We start from the raw sequence: 19,705 nt of genomic DNA, 5'->3' as shown, positions 1-19,705 counted from the left end.
AAGTCGCGGACCATAGGCCCGCCCTCATCGTTATCGGATCAGGACGCGCCGTTAACCAGCGGGAAACACAGCCCGTCGGCGACTGGTTCCGAGAATTCCCGGGCAGCGTTCACGGCTGTTTCACAGACTGGAGGAGGCGGGCCGCGTCAGTCCGCGGATCGGCGAGCGTCCCACGCCGAGCGGACCATGTCGTCGAGCCCGTGCCGCATGGTCCAGCCGAGGTCGCGCGCGGCCTTCTCGCCAGTGGCGACGATTCGCGCCGGATCGCCCGGTCGGCGTGTCGCGATCTCGGGGTCGAACGCGATCCCGGTGACCGACGCGACGGCGTCCATGATCTGCCGCACGGAGACACCCTCGCCGCTGCCGAGGTTGTACACCCGCTCGACCGGCTCCCCCGCCGCGAGGCGCCGGGCGGCGGCGACGTGCGCCTGGGCGAGATCGGAGACGTGGATGTAGTCGCGGACGCAGGTGCCGTCGGGCGTCGGATAGTCGTCGCCGTAGATGCGGGGCACATCGCCGCGCAGCAGCGCGTCGAATACCAGCGGGAAGAGATTGTGCGGGCTCGCGTCGTAGAGATCGGGGTATCCCGACCCGACCACGTTGAAGTAGCGCAGCGACGTGTGCTTCACTCCGGCCGCTTTCTCCTGATCGCGCAGCAGCCACTCGCCGATCAGCTTCGACTCGCCGTAGGGCGACTCGGGTCTCGTCGCCGTCTCCTCGGTCACGAGGTCGACGTCGGGGGTCCCGAAGACGGCAGCGCTCGAGGAGAAGACGATCTTGTCGACGCCCGCCTCCCCCATGGCGCCGAGCAGCGTGGCGGTGCCGGTGACGTTCTGCTCGTAGGTGAGGAGCGGCTTCTGCACCGAGACGCCCGCGTATTTGAAGCCGGCGAGATGCACGACGCCCTCGACGTCGTAGTCGGTGAAGAGCCGCAGCAGCAGGGCGCCGTCGAGGATGCTGCCGTGCTCGAATCGCACGTCGTCGCGCACGAACGCGCGCACTCCGCTCGTCAGGGTATCGAGCACGATCGGCTCGATGCCGGCCGCTTGGAAGGCACGGACCACGTGCGATCCGATGTATCCCGCGCCTCCGGTGACCAACCAGCTCATCCGGCCAGCCTATCGAGCGGCGCCCCCGTCAGTCATCACGGGGGCTTCGGGGCGGCGCGAGGTACGGCGGTCTCGGATCGGACGAGAGCGATCGCACCGAGATCGCGATCGCCGCGGTGGAAAGGAGAAGGAGGAGGACGAGGAACAGGATCATGGCAGGAAATCTATGATTTGGGATTTCCGGCCACGAGTGGCAGCATTGCCAGTCGACGTACCATTTCTGCCACTTAGCCGTGAGGAGTCCCGTTGCTGAAAAAGGTCGCCGTCGTCGCGATTCCCGGAATGGCGCAGTTCGAGTTCGGTGTGATCTGCGAGGTCTTCGGCATCGATCGCAGCGACATGGGCGGACCCGTCTTCGACTTCCACGTCGTGACGGCGGATCCGTCGCGGCCGGTGCCGATGACGCACGGACTCCAGCTGGTGGTCTCGGAGGGCCTCGACGCCGCCCTCGACGCCGATCTCATCGCCATCCCCGCCTACACCGGCGGCACGCATTCGACCGGAGAGTCGACGACCGCCGAGGGCGACCGGCTCGTCCGGGCGTTCGACGACCGGGTGCTCGAGCTCATCCGGAACACCACGGATCGCGGCGCCTGGGTGTTGAGCGTCTGCAGCGGCGCGTTCCAGCTCGCCGAGGCGGGGGTGCTCGACGGGCGCCGCGCGACCACTCACTGGATGTACGCCGACAAGCTCGCGCGCCGCTATCCCGCCATCGACGTCGACCCGGACGTCCTCTTCGTCGAGGACGGCAACGTGGTGACCGGCGCGGGGACGGCGGCGGGGATCGACGCGGCGCTGCACATCGTGCGCAAGGAGCTCGGCGCCGCCGCGACCAATGTGATCGCACGCCGCATGGTCGTGCCGCCGCAGCGCGACGGCGGCCAGTCGCAGTACATCGCCCAGCCCGTGCCCGAGTACCGATCGGACTCGTTCGCCGAGGTGGTCGACTGGATGCTCGAGAACCTCGACGAGGATCTCGGCATCGACCAGCTGGCGAAGAAGGCGCTGATGTCCACGCGGACCTTCGCGCGGCGGTTCCGGGCCGAGATCGGCGCGACGCCCGCCGCGTGGCTCAACCGGCAGCGGTTGCTGCGGGCGCAGCAGCTCCTCGAGTCGAGCGACCTGCCGCTCGAGCACATCGCCCAGCAGACCGGGTTCGGATCGGCCGCCGTGATGCGGCACCACTTCGTGAAGGTGCTGCAGACGAGCCCGCAGGCCTACCGGCGGACATTCGGCGCGCTCGCCTCCGCCTGAAGTCGCCACGCCGCCACTGGCGCAGCGCGCGTCCGTGTGCCACCATGTCCGAGCGGTCCGCCCGAAGCGCCGCATCTCGAGCGCCGACCCGACGCCGCTCCTCGTTGCTGTTTCCGAGGAGGAGTTCCGCCGTGTCCGCACCCCGCATCGTGCTGGGCGTCTTGCTGGGCGTCGTCGCCGCCGTCGTCGCCTTCGCGCTCTTCTGGGTGCTCGCCGCTCTGGCCGCCGCCGTCGCCCTCGTGCTGCTGGTCATCCGCATCCTTCGCGGCCGCACCGATCGGGCACGAAGCGGATACGCCCCCGCCGCATGATCGAGGCGCTAGCCGAGGCCCCGACGTTCGCCGATCCCGGTCAGCGGCGCCCCATCCCCCGGTAGTTCCAGCCCGCGTCCCGCCACGAGGTGGGGTCGAGGATGTTGCGACCGTCGATGATCACCTTCTCGCGCACCAGCGCGCCCGCGGCGACGGGGTCGAGTTCGCGGTACTCCTTCCACTCCGTGACGAGCACGACGACGTCGGCGCCGTGCAGCGCATCGTTCGTGTCGGTCGCGAAGCCGAGCTGCGGCTGCAGGCGGAGGGAGTTGGGGATGGCGGCCGGATCGGTCGCGATCACGTGCGCTCCGAGACCGTTGAGACGCACGGCGACGTCGAGCGCCGGTGAGTCGCGCACATCGTCGGAGTCGGGTTTGAAGGCGAGGCCGAGCACCGCGACCTTCTTCTTGTAGACGTTGCCGCCCAGCGCCTCGACGACCATCTCGACCATCCGCTCGCGGCGCCGCATGTTGATCGCGTCGACCTCGAGCAGGAAGCGCAGGGACTCGCCCCGTCCGAGCTCCTCCGCCCGCGCGCTGAAGGCGCGGATGTCCTTCGGCAGGCATCCGCCGCCGAAACCGATGCCGGCGTTGAGGAACCGGCGTCCGATGCGCTGGTCGAAGCCGATCGCGTCGGCGAGGGTCGTGACGTCGGCGCCGGTGACCTCGGCGATGTCGGCCATGGCGTTGATGAAGGAGATCTTCGTGGCGAGGAACGCGTTCGCCGCCACCTTCACGAGTTCGGCGGTCGCGTGGTCCCCGACGACGAGAGGGGTGTCGGCGGCGAGCGCCGCGGCGTAGACCTCATCGAGGCGCGCCTTCGCGGTCGCCGCGTCGGCGGCGTCGTCGGGCAGCCCGTAGACGAGCCGGTCGGGGTGGATGGTGTCCTCCACGGCGAATCCCTCGCGAAGGAACTCGGGGTTCCACGCCAGCAGGGCGCCGGTGCCCGCGTCGTCGAGGCGGGTGGCGAGGCGCTGCGCGGTGCCGACGGGCACCGTCGACTTGCCGACGACGAGGTCGCCGGCAGACAGGTGCGGGATGAGGCTCTCGATCGCGGCGTCGACGTAGCTGACGTCGGCGGCGTTCTCACCGCGGCGCTGCGGGGTGCCGACTGCGATGAAGTGCACGGAGGCGCCCCGGACCGCGGCGACGTCGGTCGAGAAGGTGAGCCGGCCGGACTCGATCGCGCGGGCGAGGATGCCGTCGAGCTCCGGCTCGAAGAACGGCGCCCGCCCGGCGGACAGCGCGGCGATCTTGGCCGCGTCGACGTCGACGCCCACGACCTCGTGGCCGAGCTCCGCCATGCTCGCGGCGTGCACCGCCCCGAGGTACCCGCAACCGATCACCGACAACCGCATGGGAACCACCTTCGACGCGTTTCGCGGACGCCCAAGTCATATCAGACCGGGGGAAACGCCGCGGACGCCCGCCCAGCGAAGGTGTGAACCTGCTCCTCAGCCGTTCCGCTCGTCCGGCACTAACGGCCGGGAAGTGGTTACATGGGAGGGATCGCCGTCGGTGAGAGGCCCACACGCTGAGCCGCTTCGCCCGCGCGAGCAACGACGACCGGTTCACGCCGTGTCTTCGCCCGATGCCGGCCCGCTTCGTCGCGGGACGGCGCTCCACGGACCTGACCACGAAGGAAGAACCTTGTCGAAGCGTGCACTGATCACCGGGATCACCGGCCAGGACGGCCTCTACCTCGCCGAGCTGCTGCTGTCGAAGGGGTACGAGGTCTACGGGCTGATCCGCGGTCAGAACAATCCGAAGTACGACCTGGTCACCCGTGTGGTCCCCGACGTGAAGCTGGTCACCGGTGACCTGACCGACGTCGCTTCGCTCGTGCGGGTGCTCGGCATCGCGAAGCCCGACGAGGTCTACAACCTGGGCGCCATCTCGTTCGTCGCGTACTCGTGGGAGAACGCGTCGCTCACCAGCGACGTCACCGGCAAGGGCGTGCTCAACATGCTCGAGGCGACGCGCCTCTACGCGGGCGACGACCCGGCGTCGGTGCGGTTCTACCAGGCGTCGTCGTCGGAGATGTTCGGCAAGGTGCAGCAGGTGCCGCAGACCGAGGAGACGCTGCTCTGGCCGCGCTCCCCCTACGGAGTGGCGAAGGTGTTCGGCCACTACATGACGATCAACTACCGCGAGTCGTACGGCATGCACGCCTCGAGCGGCATCCTCTTCAACCACGAGTCGCCGCGTCGCGGACCCGAGTTCGTGACCCGCAAGGTGACCATCGCCGCCGCGCGCATCAAGCACGGCCTGCAGGACAAGCTCGTGCTCGGCAACCTCGACGCCCGCCGCGACTGGGGCTTCGCGGGCGACTACGTGCGCGCCATGTGGGCGATGCTGCAGCAGGACCGGGCCGACGACTACGTCGTCTCGACGAACGAGACCCACTCCATCAAGGAGCTGCTCGAGGTCGCCTTCGACGCCGCGGGGCTCGGCGACTGGTCGCAGTACGTCGAACAGGACCCGGCGTTCTTCCGCCCCGCCGAGGTCGATCTGCTGATCGGCGACGCCACGAAGGCGCACACGAAGCTTGGCTGGAAGCCCGAGGTCTCGTTCACGCAGCTGGTGCAGATGATGGTCGAGAGCGACCTCGCTCTCGCCCGCGACGGCAAGCTCTGACATGCCCGCAGCCCTCGTCACCGGAGCCGCCGGCCAGGACGGCAGCTTCCTGGTCGAGAGGCTGGTGGCCGACGGTTGGTCGGTGACGGGCCTCGTTCGCGATCCCTCCGATTCCGTTCCGGCCGGCGCTCGGACGGTGGTCGCGGATCTCGGCGACACCGAGCGTCTCGCCTCGATCGTCGATGACGCCGAAGCCGACGTCGTCTTCAATCTCGGCGCACTGAGTTCGGTTGCGGCGTCATGGACCGATCCTCTGGCCACGGCGCGCATCACCGGGATGTCGGTCGCCGCCCTGCTCGACGCCGCGTGGCGGCGGCAGGAGAGCACTGGTTCGCCGGTGCGCTTCGTGCAGGCCTCGAGCGCCGAAGTATTCGGCGCTGCGACGGAGCTGCCGCAGTCAGAGACCACCCCCATCGCGCCGGTGTCCCCGTACGGCGCGGCGAAGGCGTGGGCGCACTCGCTCGTCGGCGTGTACCGCGGGCGCGGGCTGTTCGCGTCGAACGCGATCCTGTACAACCACGAGTCGACGAGGCGTCCGACGGCGTTCGTGACTCGCAAGATCACACGCGGGGTCGCCGAGATCGCGGCCGGCACGGCCGAGACGCTCACCCTTGGGAACCTCGATGCGCGCCGCGACTGGGGGTGGGCGCCCGACTACGTCGACGCCCTCGTCCTGATCGCGGGCGCGGAGACGCCCGACGACTTCGTCGTGGCGACGGGCGAATCGCACACCGTGGCCGAGTTCGTGGAGGCCGCATTCGCCGCGGTCGGCATCACCGACTGGCGCGCCTACGTGACGAGCGATCCGCGCTTCATGCGGCCGAGCGAGCAGCCCGAGCAGCGCGGCGATCCGAGCAAGATCGAGCGCGCGCTCGGCTGGCGTCGCACCCACGACTTCGCGGGGATCGTCGCCGCGATGGTCGCGCACGACCTTGACGAGATCCGCGCCGGCCGCTGATCCGACCGGAGCGGCGCTGCCCGCCCGAAGCGTCAGGCGTGAACGTCAGGCGTTGGTCGTCGCGACGAACGCGATGCCCGATCCGCTGAACTCGAGCGCGCCCTCGTCGGGCGTGACGAACGACGATTCCCCGCGCAGCAGGGTGGCGGTGGAGACCTGTCCGTCGATGCGCAGCTCGCCCTCGACGACGAGGATGATCGCGGGGCCCGACGGAGTGAAGTAGGCCCGCTCGGTGCCCTCGTTCTGGTAGCCGTGCTTGTAGCCCGACTCCCCCACGGTGACGCGTGCGAGCGCGAAGTCGGGAACGTCGGGTCGGAAGATCTCGACTCCGGCCCCGCCGTCTTCGGGGATGAGGTACGGCGCGGGCAGCGACTCCCACCTCACCACCTTGAGGAGCTCGTCGACGTCGACGTGCTTCGCGGTGAGCCCCCCGCGGAGGACATTGTCGGACGATGCCATGATCTCGATCGCGAGCCCGCGCAGGTAGGCGTGCACGTTGCCGGAGGGCAGGTAGACGGCCTGGCCCTGAGGCACGGCCACCCGGTTGAGCAGCAGGGCGACGAGCACTCCCGGGTCGCCGGGGTGGCGTCGGCCGATGTCGGCGAGGGTCGCGTACTCGCGGGTGAAGCTCGACACGGCGGGGGCGTCGGCGCTGATCCGTGCGACGGCCTCGATGGCGGCGACCGCCTCGTCGCTGCCGCCGAACGCCCAACCGACGGCGTTCCGCAGCGGATCGTCGCCGGTGAGCTGATCGGCGAAGGCCTGGATCGCGGCGATGTCGTCGGCGGATCCGGCGGCGAGCGCCGCGAGTTCGTTGAGCAGCATGAGGGTCATGCTGAGGTCGCGGAATCCGGCGAGCGCGTCGAAGGTCTCGCTGAGCGCGAGGGTCATCTCGGGCTTGTGCAGCTCGTCCTTGTAGTTGCGGTCGGCGGCGTCGACGGCGACCCCCGCCTCGTCTTCGGCGGCGTATCCGGCCTGCGCCTGCTCGATTGAGGGGTGCGCCTGGATGGACAGCGGCTCGTCGGCGGCGAGGACCTTGAGCAGGAACGGCAGGCGATCCCCGGCACGCTGGGCGCCGAGCGTCCGGGCGGGGTCGGCGGCGATCCACGCGTCGAGGGTCTCGTGTCCGCCGACGGAGGCGGGCGCGAGGATGCGCGACGGCGACCCCGGGTGGGCCCCGAGCCACAGCTCGGCTTCGGGACCGCCGGAGGGGTCGCGTCCGAGGAGCTCGGCGATCGCGGTGGTGGATCCCCACGCGTAATCACGGGGCGTGTTGGTGATGCCCACAAACATGTTCCGACTCCTCATCCGACTGGTTATGCCAACCTACCAACCGAGTTTGCGGGGCTTCTGGGCTTCACTAACGTCTCCCTGGGCCCGATGCGGGGCCTTCTCCAGTGATGGAGCCTCTAGCGACGGAGCGAGACATGACCGACTACACGCCACTCGTCAGCGACTTCTACGGTTACGGCGAGGCGCTCGCCGACCGTGAGAAGGCCGTCCTCGCAGATCTGCGCGACTACCTCGAGCGCGACGTGCGTCCGATCGTCGACGACTACTGGGAGCGGGCCGAGTTCCCCACGCAGATCGTGAAGCCGCTCGCCGACCTGAAGCTGTTCGCCATGCCGTGGGAGGAGACGCGCCCGTTCGAGAACTCGGCGATGTTCCGCGGCTGGGTCGCCCTCGAGCTGGCCCGCGTCGACGCGTCGGTCGCGACGTTCGTGGGAGTCCAGAACGGGCTCGCGATGGGGTCGATCAGCGTGGGCGGCGACGAGACGCAGCGCAAGGAGTGGCTACCGAAGCTCGCGTCGGCCGACCTGATCGGGGCGTTCGGTCTCACGGAGCCGCTGTCGGGATCCGACTCCGCGCAGGGCCTGCGCACCGTCGCCCGCAAGGAAGGCGACGAGTGGGTCATCAACGGCTCGAAGCGCTGGATCGGCAACGCGACCTGGAGCGACATCACTGTCGTCTGGGCGAAGGATGCCGCCGACGGTCAGGTGAAGGGCTTCATCGTGCCCACCTCGACACCCGGCTACACGGCGACGAAGATCGAGCGCAAGCAGAGCCTGCGCATCGTGCAGAACGCCGACATCACCCTCGAGGATGTGCGGGTGCCCGAGAGCCACCGCCTGCAGAACGCGAACAGCTTCCGCGACACCGCGAAGGTGCTGCGCCTCACCCGCGCCGAGGTGGCGTGGGCGGCGGTCGGCAACGCGATCGGCGCCTACGAGGCCGCCCTCAAGTACACCGGCGAGCGGGTGCAGTTCGGCAAGCCGATCGCCTCGCACCAGCTGGTGCAGAACATGCTGGTGAAAGCGCTCGGCAACATCACCGCGTCGCTCGGCATGGTCATCCGGGTGTCGCAGCTGCTCGACGAGGGCAAGCAGACCGACGAGCACGCCGCCCTCGCGAAGGCGTATGCGACCTCCGCGATGCGCGAAAGCGTCGGACTCTGCCGCGAGGCGCTCGGCGGCAACGGCATCGTGCTCGACCACGGCGTCGCCCGCCACATGGCCGACGCCGAGGCGATCTACTCGTACGAGGGCACCCGCGAGATGAACACCCTCATCGTGGGCCGCCGCATCACGGGCAAGCCCGCGTTCGTCTGATTGTCACTCTCGCCGCTTGACCGGCGAGTGAAATCTGACCGCTCCAAGCGGGACCGTGCGGCGCGAGGGCGCTCCTAAGCCAACTCGGCAACCGTCTTCTCTGCGTCCGCTACCAGCAGATGCATGGCACGTTTGCTGCTGGGCGGCATCAGCTGGAACCCGAACCGCTGGTAGAAGCTCTCCGCGTCTTCGTTGCGGGCGTCGACCACGAAGGCGCGCGCACCGACCAAGCGGGCAGCCTCCATTCCCTTGAGCATGGCTTCCTGCAACAAGGATCCGCCGAGACCTTGCCCTCCGAACCGTCGGTCGACTGCCAGCCGACCGAAGAGGATCACCGGGATTGGATCGGGCCTGTTTCGGCGAACGCGACCAGGCGCGTCTTCGATCGACAGCGAGCTCGCGGATAGGCAGTAGTAGCCCGCAACTCCCCCGTCCTCTGTCAAAGACACAAAGGTGCGGCTAGCGCCGGTCTTCTCGCTTCGGAGCGCTCTGCTCTGGAGCCACTCATTGAGGGCCGGCTCTCCGCAGTCGAAGCCAGTGGTGACGACCTCTGCCGAGAGGGGGCGGGGTCGGTGAAAGGTTCGTCAATCGACGAAGGCTGAGGGGCGCCGTAGGAGATCCGCGAGTCCCGACACTGACCGAGGCGGTCCGTCCAGAATCGCATTGAAGGCGGCCCAGGACTCCTCCGTCATGTGGAGCTCGCGCTCAACTCGGATGACCTCTTCCGCCTCGCGTACAAGAGCCGATACCGAGAAGTCGGTCACTGAACGACCTTCGATGGCGGCGGCCTGCTCGATCTCTTCCTTCTGGGTGGGTGTGACCCGCAGCTCTAGACGCTCGGATCTTTTCGGCCTAGTCATGGCGCAACTGTACGGCGAACTGCCGTACAACGGCCACCTGAGTTTGGCGCCCAGAGGCCGCTTGCACAGTCGGGGCCCGCCCCTGTGCCCTGGCCCGGTCGCTGCCGGCGTACGTCGTGACGACCTTTATATCGATCACGGCGTCTCGGGTGCGCGCGTTTCGGCCGGAGTTCGTCCGAGCGCTCGAAGCCCTGCACGACGGCGACACCCTCGTCATCACCACACTCGACCGGCTCGGCCGCTCCACGCAGAACATGCTCGCTTTCGCCGACGAGCTCCGCACGCGCGACGCTGGCCTCCGCGTCCTCAACCTCGGCGGAGGCCGGCGTCGACACCTCGACCCCCATGGGGTCGATGCTCTGCACGATCATGGCCGCGCTCGCTCAGATGGAGTACGAGATCAAACGGGAACGGGCCACCGACTCGGTCAGCAAAGACGTGAGGCCGGTAAGGATCTGGGCGGTCGACCGCAGCGTATTACCGACAGCCATATCCGCAGCGCCATTCGCCTTGTCGAGAGCGGTGAGCCCGCAGCCCAAGTGGCCCGCGACCTCGGAATGTCGCGCGCGTCGTTCAACCGCCGGTCACGCGAGCTCGCGGGATCGACAGCAGGTTCAGATAGGGCACCCTGAGCGAGAACCCATTCGGACGGGTCTTTCGAGCGATCACTCCCCGACCGCCCCGGACACCGCACATCCGCGTTCAGCGCGCGATGGAGAAGCTCGAGCGGACAGACAACGCCGCGCCAGCCCGACCCGCGGACTAGAGCGCCTGCGTGATGCAATGATCGACAGATGCGACTGGTTCCGATGTTCGTCATCGGCGCGACCCTCTTGGCGCCCCTCTCGGCTTGCTCCACATCACAGCCTGCAGCAGGACCTTCACCGATAGCTACCGCCTCGGAGTCAGGCGCCGAGCCCGTACCTTCGCCGTCGCCATCCCCCAGTGTCACCGCCGCCGCCGAGTGCCCTCCAACTCCGCTCGAAGTGACGATCACCTACCAACTCACCACCAACGCCAGCGGAGGCGTCCTCGTCAACGCGCAGTCCAACCTCCCAGACGGCACGGTGTTGAACTCAAACTTCTTTCGTGAAGGCAGCTTTTTCGCACAGGACGACGGCGTTCTAACGGGCGGGAAGATCTCGTTCGGGCCGTTCTCAGATAAGGGGACACCCCTAAGCGGGAGCTACGACATGTCGATCACCATGCCGATCGCCCGCAACCAGCCCGATGAGGTGCAAGAGTGCATAGGCGAGGCCGGTGAGAAGCTATCTGGGCCGCTCGTCACGCCAGAAGAGATAACTGGCGACAACGTAGCCAGCATCGACACGGTGGTCACCGTCGGCTGAGGGTGTCCGCTAGGCGATCCTCCTACGGACAGTCGCCGAGCAGTGCGGGCCCTGTTGTAGTGGGAGTGACGCGTTTCAGCGATCGGGTAGCTTCTGATCCACGAGCAAGTGCCAGTGCCAACGTTGTGCGAGCACCGCGTCAGCCTGGTGATTGCACTCGAACACCCCGGTTAGCTCGACTCCTTGGTGCGTATCTCCGCCGCTACGGTTTCGTCAACGATGATCCCCTCCCATGGGTCCTCGAGCACTTCCGCAACGGGCCTCCCCCTCAGAAGTACCTTTTCTCCGCCTACGAGAGCGCCCGACTGCCAGGCTTGCGACAACATCCCAGCCTCCAGATTTCGGGCTCTGCCATTGATCGGCACCAACTCCGAGGTCCCCAACTTCATCACCGCAGCGTTCAGGCGATCAAGTAGGCGCCCCATTCGTAGGTCCCGCTCCCCTTGGTCCAGATCGTCCCACCCGTCATCGACTAGGTCATCAACCCCACTGTCAAGGATTGTGTCCGGGTATGAGAGCGGCCTACTGACGCCCGGATGTAAGAGGACCATGAGGGAGCCGGACGTTCCACTAGTGGGCGGCGGCATCTTATCTCGAACCCAGGACCGTTCGCCCTCGAAGGGGCGCCTGCCGATGCTCGTGATGCGCGCGCATCGTCCGTCGAAGAGCTTCTCCCACGAATCGATGGCGGGACAGTCCTCTAATACCAAGTGTTCGATGTTAGCCAGACCCGTCACTCCGGTGATGTGGCGAACATTTGTCAAACTTAGGGCCCGGATCGAACTGGGCAGTTCCGAAACGTCAATATTCTTGACACCTGTCACCGCTAGTTTTCTTAGGTCGTCAGCCCTGACGAAACGTGCAAGATCAGTGATGTCTGCGGTTCGCCTTAATTCAAGTTCCTGCAGCGGCCACTCATAATCACGACGCGCAACGCCGCGTAGGACTAGAGCGCGCCGGATTTCGCTCAATTGATCGATTCCGACAAGTTTTCTTGGATCTCCTATAAACTGCTCCAAGTGCGTCAAGCCACTAGCGTCAATCTTGCTTTTTATCCTCGTGTCGCCTAGCGCATTCAGATCGAGGGATTGAAGTGAAGGCATTTCTTCAAGCGGCCCGAGATCTACCAAGTCAGCGGTCTGAAAGGACAGCGCCCGCACTTCCGCAAATCTTCCTTCAATCGGCCGCCACCACGCTTCGCCGCGTCTTACTACTAGGGTGACTTGATCGAGTCGACGAGGCGGTTGTTGGTTCGATAGATCGAGATACGCAAGTCCCAGCCGATCGATGTCTGGAATTGCCGAAGCCACGGAAGCGTACTCACCAGATTCCATACCTACCCCACTTCCACGGCGCTATTTCGTTTCGTTTATTTTGTAGTTGAATACCATTATTACGAAGCAAGTTCATCGTCTTCTGTTCGACCACGCGCATCGAGGTTCTCGACCCGGAGTACGGGATGACCCGTGCCACGTTGGCTTCGGCCTGGGTCACTCTACCCGCCCTGACGTGCTGAGCTAGCCTGACCTCAACGTTGGTCGACATTCCGACATATAGTCTATCTGTAACACCTCGAAAGACGTATATCCCAGAGATGTTGCCAGCGTTGATACCCGCAACTCGGTTTACCGTCGAAGCGCCTTTGACTGCGGTTGCAGCCGTTCTGACCGTAGTTGCCACTTTCGACACGACACTCGCGACGCGGACCGCTCTCACTGCCCAGATTGCTGCCGACACAATTGCCCCGCCGGGAACAAACATGAGGGCTATCGAAGCTGCTGTGATCGCGATGTCCGCTACCAGCCCCCAGTCGACCCCGTCGGTTCCTGCTAGATCAAACGTGTTGACAGGGTCGGTTGGGTAGACATAGTCGTTGTCGACGCCCCCCTCGACCGAGTCGACCTGCAGGAATCGACCGAGAGCCGCTACATAGAGGCGAGCGCCCATTTCGATAGTGGCCATGCTCCCGAGAGTGTCGGTTCGTTTCGAGAACTGCCCAACCCATCCGTAGCCGGCGTCGCCGGGTAGGGTTTTGCTGCCCGAGTCATCGGATGCGAAGGTCCCAATGTCGTTGGTGACGGGGTCGATTTGCTGGCCGAAGGGGTCGTACGTCAGTAGCTCGCTGGTTCGGACGCCTGACTGGTCGGCCGTAACAACAACGTCACCGTGCAGGTCCGGATATGCCCAGGTTTGGGATGCCCCCGCGATCGTGACATTGACTCCGCCGGGCACAGATACTCGCCACTGTTGCACCGTGCCCGCGCTCGTCAAGACGGCAACTGGTGAGTCACTCGAGTCCGCGTGCACCATACGAGAGACAACGGTGGTTCCCGTTGCCGGCTTCGCCGTCCGCTCTATCACCCGGCCAGCCACGTCACGCCTGACGGTGAGCTTCGCCCCGTCCGCCATCGTTGTCGAGACATGCCGGTCTCCGCCGTCGTAGACGAGATCTTGATCGGCGAGCTTGGTGGTATTTCCACGAATGTCGTACGTGAGGTCCGTTGCTGGGAGGCCATCAGCGACTGGATTGGCCCCTGCGAGCGGGTTTGTTACCGCGGTGCTTAGAAGGCGGTCGGCGCCGTCGTAGCAGTAGGTAGTGGTGGTGGAAACGTTGGTCGCTAAGTTCCGGTCGATGGACTTCGTCCGGTTCCCGTTGGCCCCAGCTGTACCCCGCGAGCCAGCCGTGCAGCCCACTGCTGCGCCGAAGGAGTACGTGAAGTCGTGTCCCGGCCCTGTGGCGAAAGTAAGCCGACCAGCAGCGTCGTAGGTGTAACCATATGCGGATTGGACCGGCGTATTTTTCCCCGGAGCATTCCAGCTACCGTCTGTGAGCGTTTGTCTGATTCGTCCAGACTGCGAAAAGGTGAGGCCGTTGTTGAGGTTTGCGCCGACGAGACTCCATTGCAGCCCGTTTACCTTTCCCGAGGCGGCTCGACTGACGGAATTCAGCTTGCTGCCATTGCTATAGGTAATCATCGACAGCTCACCGTTGGCGTAATCCTGGTCCGCCAATGTCAACCCGTCGCGAATGACCTTGTCGAGTTGGCCACCGAGGAGGTACTGCAGTTGTGTCGTGGAGGTTGCTGCGCCTGGAATGGTGGTGGAGACCTGCGATACTCTGCCATTCAGTTCATACTGCGTGGTGGTAACCGCACCCCACACGTCTGTGGACGATACCGTTCGGCCGAGTAAGTCGGTCTCTGTGGTGAGTCGCCCGTTGGTGGTCGTCCCGGCGCCTTGATCGTCTTGCGCCCAGGTGGTCAGCGGATCCCCGGTTGCAGTGTTGTCGGCAGTGAATGAGAACGTCGACGTGCGTGCAGGCTGGCCGCCGTAGGCTGGGTCGTTCGCGGATATAGTTCGTCCGCGGGCATCGAAGGTCACGCATGACCAAGGTCCGCCATCGCGGCGGGTACCCGCTACACGACCCTGTAGGTCGTAAATGACTTCACTTGTGGGCGCTGCAGAGGTCAGTGGTTTCGGATCCGTCGTTGTACGGAGCATTCCGTACTGAGGCGTATTGATTGGCACGTTGCAGATCGGCGACGACGCCCCGAGGCCGGTTGCGAGTGTGTCCCGCTCTCCCCAATACGTGTAGGTCCACCCCGCCGTGGAGGCGGAGAGGCCTGCAGCTACGGCAGCGGGGAGCCGTTTGCTGAGTCGGCGTAGGTACCCACTGCCGGCCGCCTCGTACGTTGTCTCGGTCCGAAGGTTCAAACCATCCGGGTCCACGATGGACGCCGTCTCGAGACCCAACCACGGCACCGCATACTCGGAGGTAGAAACGGTGCTAGGGGTATCGCCACCGGAGTCGAATGACGTCGACTTCGTTGGTAGGCCGTAATCGGGGCTGAGGGCAGTGCCCGGGATGACTTGTTGGGTCCCGCTGGGAAGGACCCAATGGAGCTGGAATCCTGCTTGGCCGGCGTCGTCGAAGAATTCGAACCGGATCTTCGCGCGTTGGCCGGCGGTCGCCTGAACCGGAATGTTGGCAAGGTTGTATCGCTCGGTGTGGGGGACCCAGTCGTCAATGACGAGCACGTCGTCAACCCAGACCCGGGCCGCCCCATCGACGTAGCTGCGGAACGTGTACTGCCCCGAAGTGGGGAAAGTCACAAGGCCAGTGAGGCGCAGTCCCCAATTGTCTGCGTTCATGCCTGCCATTGGCGCAGCTGCCCATCCCGCGTCGACTAGTCCGGTCGCGGTGCCGACGCCGAGCTGGAATGCGAACGGTTGTCCGGCCATCTTTGGGTTGTTGTAGAACGCGGCGTGCAGGCCCTTCCAGTTCTCGTCGTACGCCGTCGACGACCGACGGGTTGTGGCAGCGCATGAGCTCGTCGGTGTCCGGTCTGCGTTGAAGCAGGTTGCGGGTGCGGGGCCGTAGCTGTCGGTCAGGCGGTCGCGGGAGTCGTAGATCGAAGTTGATGTGCGTCCCCATGGGTCGGTGGAGGACAGCGGCATGTCCTTCGCATTCCAGGCCTGCGTGGTGGTGAGCCCGTCTGCGCTGGTGCTGGTTAGTTGCCTCATTGCATCGTCGTAGGTGACGGTGAGCGCGTGTCCGTTCGATGGAGCCGTTGCAGGGACGGTGAGACCTGCGATATCAACGAAGGTGCGGCCAGCTTCGTAAGTGAAGGTCTTACAGGGCCGGGATGCCTCGGTCGCACCATCCGGGGCGGGAAGCGTGACCTTATACACCTTGCCGGTACCGTCGTACTCGAGTTGCGTGTCCACCGGCGCGTTGGCTGGCTTCGCAGGCGCGGCGCCCATCCAGTCATTCGCGAGGGAGTCCCGGATCAGGGTCATTCGCGATTGGCCGTCGTAGGCGAAGCTGGCTCGTTCGTTTCCAGGATCTTCGATGAGGGCTATCTGGCCTTGTGCGTTGTAGTGCAGGCGGGTGGTGTCGGCTGTCCCGGCGACGTGGCCGGGGTAGATAATCCGGCACAGCATGTCCCGGGGTGGGGCTGCGTAGCTTTGCTCTACGGGGCAGGCGTTGCCGTTGGCGTCACCGTCTACCACGGTGAGCCCGACCTGGGAGACGGTGTCCCCGGAGTAGACGAACCGCACCTCGCGGGTGTAGGTGGCCGGATTGCTGTTAGGCGTCTTGGACAAAGCGTCCGCTAGTCGGTCGATCTGGCCGTTTGCACGGAGGATGGTCACCGGGGCCGCGGGCTTGAGCGAATCGGCCACTGTGGTGGCGGACCCGAGGCGCCCCTCGGAGGTGAAGGCGTAGACGGTGCCGTCCTCAGCGGAGAGGGTCACCCGGCGGTCGCCGTCGAGTGAGAGCACACCGTACTCGCCCTCGGGGCTCTGATAACCCCCGTCCGATTTCTTGACGTAGGTGTGCACGCCTCCGGTGGAGTCGGTGAGGGTAATGGAGCCTTCGTCTACACGGGCGGAGGCGTAGGCGCCACCGGCGCCGGCTAGCGGGGTTGAGGTTGACCACCCCTTGGGCATGCTCCGCACCGTGGTGGTAAACCAATCGGCGGGAACGATGAACTCCTGGCCTGCGGCGTTGCGGGCCCAGAGCTGGATCTTGGCGCTGCTGGCGTGCTCGTAATAGTCGACCCGGATCGGGACGGCCGAAGCAGTCATTGTCTTGGGAGTGCCCCACTCGACGGCGGTTGCGGCGTTGTCGACCCACCGGTCGACCACGGTGGTGTTGTCCACGACGACGCGGGCACCGTCATCGCTGTACACACCGAAGGTGTAGCTGCCGGCCGCGGGCGGAGTAACAAATCCCTCCCAGCGCACGAGGAAACGCTCCTCGGGCACTGCGGGGGAGGCAGATCCGACGCCCCAGTCGAAGCTGATTGAAGGGTCGTTTCGAACCATGAGCTGCGTCTTGCCGGTGAAGTCCCAGGTTGCCGCGGTTGCGCCGGGTGCGATCGCGTTGTAATAGGTGCCGGTGAGGCCGGACCCGTCACGCGGTGCGGTCAGGGAGTTGTAGGTAAAGCTCATCCCCATTGCCCCGCCGAGGGTCTGCACGGTTGGGGAGGCGAAGGTGAGCTTTCCGTTGCCGTTGGCGAGATTGACGGCCACGGGTCCTACTGAGTCGATCGGGGCGGGAGACGCGGAGCCGATACGCAGATCGACCCTGAGCCGGTTGACCCAGGACGATTCGACATCGGTGTTGCGGGTGTCGGATGTGCGTACGACCCAGGTGTAGGCGGCACCGTCGATAAGGGAGCCAGCTGGCACGGTCCAGGTAGGCGTGGTGAGAAGGCCCGAGCTGATGACCGCGCCGGTCTTCCCGTCCGGACCGGAGACGATGCGGAACTCGTACTTGACCGGATCGCCCTCCGGGTCGATCACGGTCGCCGCAGTCAGCGTCGGCTGGGTGGTGGTGATCACGGCCCCGTCTGCGGGCAGGGAAGCTGCTCTGTCCGGTGAGGGTGGTGCGCCGTTGGTGACGAAGGAGTACACAGCGGACCCACGCCCGGTGGGGGTTCCGTACCATCCGTCGTAGTAATCGTTGACGTACCCCTTCCAGTAGTAGGTCTTACCTGGCTGCAGGGCCCCCATTGGCACCTGCAGGAACGACTGAGGTGAGTAGCCGCCAGGGGTTACGTACACAGGGTTCACATCAGGGTTCGGGTTCTCGCTGATCTTGTATAGGTACCTCAGGCCCTCACCGCTGGGGTCGCTACCGTTTATCTCGAGGCGCGGCATCTGAGACGCTGTTTGCCCGCCCGTTGGGGACCCGTTGATGGGGACGCCGGCGGTGGGGTAGTCCTTCCACAGGATGAACATGACGGAGTTCATGTGCTTGTAGGAGTAGGTGTTCGATTCGTCGCCGGTGTAGGTGACGAACCCGGGGGTGACGCCATCGCGGACCCACTGCACAATGCGGTTCTTCATACGCGGATCGTTGATTTCGCCGCCGTCTCCGTGGTAGTAGACACCGCCGAGGTGTTCGCCGATGCAGCTGTAGCAGTAGTCGGTTGCGATGAATGCGTTGCCGTACCTGTCGGTGGTGGTGCTGTCGCCGGACAGCCCGTAGAAGTAGATCTGGGCGTCGATGACCTGCTTGCCGAACAGCTGCTCGTAGGGGTGGTGAACGAGGGTGCGCCAGATGCCGTTGGTATTGGTGTTTCCGACCTGGATGCCGTAGTTGCGGTTGAACTGCCCGTTCGTCTTGTAAGCGAAGGTGGAATCCTGTCCGACGTCGAGCTGCGGGTCGACATACACGGGATACACGCGGTCACTGTTATTCAGCCACCGTCGATTGGCGGAAAGCGTCAGGAGCCAGTCGGAGCCGGAACGGGTGACGTCGGCGTCGACGCTTCGTTGCGCGTCTGCACGGTCACCGAGGGTGCCGGCGGAGTCCCACATGGTGGGCGTGGGCATCACGAACGCCACGGTGCCATCGGCCTCGGTGAACAGGATGTCGCCGTTATCGGCTTCGGTGACGGTGAGACCGTCGGAGTCGATCCGCCACGTCCAGGTGTTCCGACCATCCGCGCCTGGAGCGGTGCGCAGAGCGAACAGCTCCTTCACGCCCGCGGCCTCAACGTCGTAGATCAGGTCGGTGTCCGGGAACACATCGCGGTACTGGATGCGGTTGGCCAACGTCGTGGTTCGTGGTCCGCCGTCGCGGCTCAGCAGCGAGCTTCTCGCACCTTCGAGGGAGAAGCCCACCTCGTAGCCATCACGGGAGATGCTCACCAGCGGAGTTTCGTTCGCGTTTTCGGCAAACACTGGCTCAAGCGGGTGCTGCTCGACCTCCGCGCCACCCCGCCCAAGCCACGAGAACGCTCCCGTCCGTGTGATGGCTGTCTTAATCGGCGCCCACTCACCATCCACCTGCACGCTGACCGGATCCTTCGACAGCGCCGTGACCTTCGACTCCCCCGGCCCTTCATAAGTCAATGAGTACTCATCCCGGTCGACCACTTCAGCCTCCGACGGGTCGAAGTCCTCACCGATCGAGATCGCTTCTGGCGCCGATTCCGGCTCTGATGCGGCTTCCTCCTCCACCGGTGCGGCCGGCGGCGCACCCGCTGAAGGCTCGTCCTTCAACGGTGTGAAGTCGCCCTGCGGAGTCGTAGGTGTGCCCGACGGCTCCAAAGGGGCCGACGGTAGAACCTCGGGCAGCGGAATCTCGGGCGGAATGTTTTCGCTTGCTTCCTCGGACACTGCGAGGGCAGCCACCGCGGTGTTCGGATCGACCGTCAGCGAAAGGGCCAGCAGACCGGTAAGAGCGATCGAAAGTATGGCTCGGAACACAGAGACTCCTGGGGGCACGAGGGCGAGCAGCGAAGACCCCTGTGATCCAGCACAGAATGTCAGGTGTATTTGGTCACACTTATTGACATCTCAGCAACCCCCAGTTTCTTGGCAAAGCGCACCGTAGACAGTGCCAGCTCCGTGCCCCCTCCGCTTCACCGGGGCCGGACAAGAGACGACCGTCGGCAGCCGCTGTCCGGCGGTGCTCGCGGGCCGCGTACCCTCTGGCGACCCACGCGAGACGAGGCCGGTCGTGTTTCTTATATCGATTTGACCATCGGGTCGGATGCCTTCGACGGAGCTCTTGATTTGGCGGTTGCCACTCTCCACTCCTCTGGGAAGAGCTGTAGGTGCGTCGCGCGGGCGAGCGGGCAGAAGCCAGACTTCGTGATCACG

At 65.6% G+C, this 19,705-nt stretch carries 12 protein-coding genes and 2 pseudogenes; 7 read left to right on the top strand and 7 right to left on the bottom strand.

All coding sequences use genetic code 11. From position 1 onward, the window contains the following. Positions 1–146: 146 nt before the first annotated feature. Complete coding sequence (gene galE, locus NGH83_RS02275) at positions 147–1,109, bottom strand: UDP-glucose 4-epimerase GalE (protein WP_251857452.1); 963 nt, start codon at positions 1,107–1,109, stop codon at positions 147–149. Between the two features lie 246 nt (positions 1,110–1,355). On the opposite strand from galE, the gene NGH83_RS02270 reads away from it, so the two are divergent. Together NGH83_RS02270 and NGH83_RS02265 are read left to right on the top strand one after the other, a co-directional pair. Continuing rightward, complete coding sequence (locus NGH83_RS02270) at positions 1,356–2,363, top strand: GlxA family transcriptional regulator (RefSeq protein ID WP_256470116.1); 1,008 nt, start codon at positions 1,356–1,358, stop codon at positions 2,361–2,363. A gap of 131 nt (positions 2,364–2,494) precedes the next feature. Continuing rightward, a complete protein-coding gene (locus NGH83_RS02265; protein ID WP_251857451.1) occupies positions 2,495–2,674 on the top strand; it encodes a hypothetical protein in 180 nt (59 codons plus the stop codon). Positions 2,675–2,714: 40 nt separating this feature from the next. Here the strand turns inward: NGH83_RS02265 and NGH83_RS02260 are convergent, their stop codons facing one another. Then, a complete protein-coding gene (locus tag NGH83_RS02260) occupies positions 2,715–4,031 on the bottom strand; it encodes a UDP-glucose/GDP-mannose dehydrogenase family protein (RefSeq protein WP_251857450.1) in 1,317 nt (438 codons plus the stop codon). Between the two features lie 292 nt (positions 4,032–4,323). Between NGH83_RS02260 and NGH83_RS02255 the strand changes: the two genes are divergently transcribed. Next, positions 4,324–5,310: a GDP-mannose 4,6-dehydratase gene (locus tag NGH83_RS02255; protein ID WP_251857449.1), complete on the top strand. Its 987-nt coding sequence runs from the start codon at positions 4,324–4,326 to the stop codon at positions 5,308–5,310. Position 5,311: 1 nt separating this feature from the next. Then, entirely contained in the window at positions 5,312–6,268 is a 957-nt protein-coding gene (locus tag NGH83_RS02250; RefSeq protein WP_251857448.1) for a GDP-mannose 4,6-dehydratase, read from the top strand. Positions 6,269–6,313: 45 nt separating this feature from the next. Here the strand turns inward: NGH83_RS02250 and manA are convergent, their stop codons facing one another. Beyond that, positions 6,314–7,561: a mannose-6-phosphate isomerase, class I gene (gene manA / locus NGH83_RS02245; RefSeq protein ID WP_251857447.1), complete on the bottom strand. Its 1,248-nt coding sequence runs from the start codon at positions 7,559–7,561 to the stop codon at positions 6,314–6,316. Between the two features lie 134 nt (positions 7,562–7,695). On the opposite strand from manA, the gene NGH83_RS02240 reads away from it, so the two are divergent. Beyond that, a complete protein-coding gene (locus NGH83_RS02240; protein WP_251857446.1) occupies positions 7,696–8,877 on the top strand; it encodes an acyl-CoA dehydrogenase family protein in 1,182 nt (393 codons plus the stop codon). A 74-nt stretch (positions 8,878–8,951) separates the two neighbouring features. On the opposite strand, the pseudogene NGH83_RS02235 reads toward NGH83_RS02240, so the two are convergent. Together NGH83_RS02235 and NGH83_RS02230 are read right to left on the bottom strand one after the other, a co-directional pair. Further along, positions 8,952–9,353 (bottom strand): annotated as a pseudogene (locus tag NGH83_RS02235) (GNAT family N-acetyltransferase); the annotation flags it as partial. Between the two features lie 108 nt (positions 9,354–9,461). Beyond that, positions 9,462–9,737, bottom strand: a complete 276-nt coding sequence (locus NGH83_RS02230; protein ID WP_251857444.1) for a DUF1778 domain-containing protein — start codon at positions 9,735–9,737, stop codon at positions 9,462–9,464. Positions 9,738–9,834: 97 nt separating this feature from the next. Here NGH83_RS02230 and NGH83_RS02225 point away from each other — a divergent pair. Both NGH83_RS02225 and NGH83_RS02220 read left to right on the top strand, forming a co-directional pair. Beyond that, positions 9,835–10,369: pseudogene (locus tag NGH83_RS02225) on the top strand (recombinase family protein); the annotation flags it as partial. Positions 10,370–10,723: 354 nt separating this feature from the next. Further along, positions 10,724–11,086 (top strand): hypothetical protein, encoded by a 363-nt coding sequence (locus NGH83_RS02220; protein ID WP_251857443.1) that lies wholly within the window; start codon positions 10,724–10,726, stop codon positions 11,084–11,086. Between the two features lie 170 nt (positions 11,087–11,256). Here the strand turns inward: NGH83_RS02220 and NGH83_RS02215 are convergent, their stop codons facing one another. Both NGH83_RS02215 and NGH83_RS02210 read right to left on the bottom strand, forming a co-directional pair. Then, entirely contained in the window at positions 11,257–12,246 is a 990-nt protein-coding gene (locus NGH83_RS02215; protein WP_251857442.1) for a hypothetical protein, read from the bottom strand. A gap of 160 nt (positions 12,247–12,406) precedes the next feature. After that, positions 12,407–19,309, bottom strand: coding sequence for a PA14 domain-containing protein (locus tag NGH83_RS02210; RefSeq protein ID WP_251857441.1), 6,903 nt, complete (start codon positions 19,307–19,309; stop codon positions 12,407–12,409). Between the last annotated feature and the right edge of the window lie 396 nt (positions 19,310–19,705).

Origin of the sequence: Herbiconiux sp. L3-i23, assembly GCF_023734115.1 — a bacterium.
GTDB lineage: Bacteria > Actinomycetota > Actinomycetes > Actinomycetales > Microbacteriaceae > Naasia.
This window is presented reverse-complemented; position numbering and strand designations above follow the sequence as displayed.

Coding starts and splice junctions, on each gene's coding strand:
- galE (WP_251857452.1), bottom strand. CDS start 1,109: ATGAGCTGGTTGGTCACCGGAGGCGCGGGATACATCGGATCGCACGTG.
- NGH83_RS02260 (WP_251857450.1), bottom strand. CDS start 4,031: ATGCGGTTGTCGGTGATCGGTTGCGGGTACCTCGGGGCGGTGCACGCC.
- NGH83_RS02250 (WP_251857448.1), top strand. CDS start 5,312: ATGCCCGCAGCCCTCGTCACCGGAGCCGCCGGCCAGGACGGCAGCTTC.
- manA (WP_251857447.1), bottom strand. CDS start 7,561: ATGTTTGTGGGCATCACCAACACGCCCCGTGATTACGCGTGGGGATCC.
- NGH83_RS02240 (WP_251857446.1), top strand. CDS start 7,696: ATGACCGACTACACGCCACTCGTCAGCGACTTCTACGGTTACGGCGAG.
- NGH83_RS02230 (WP_251857444.1), bottom strand. CDS start 9,737: ATGACTAGGCCGAAAAGATCCGAGCGTCTAGAGCTGCGGGTCACACCC.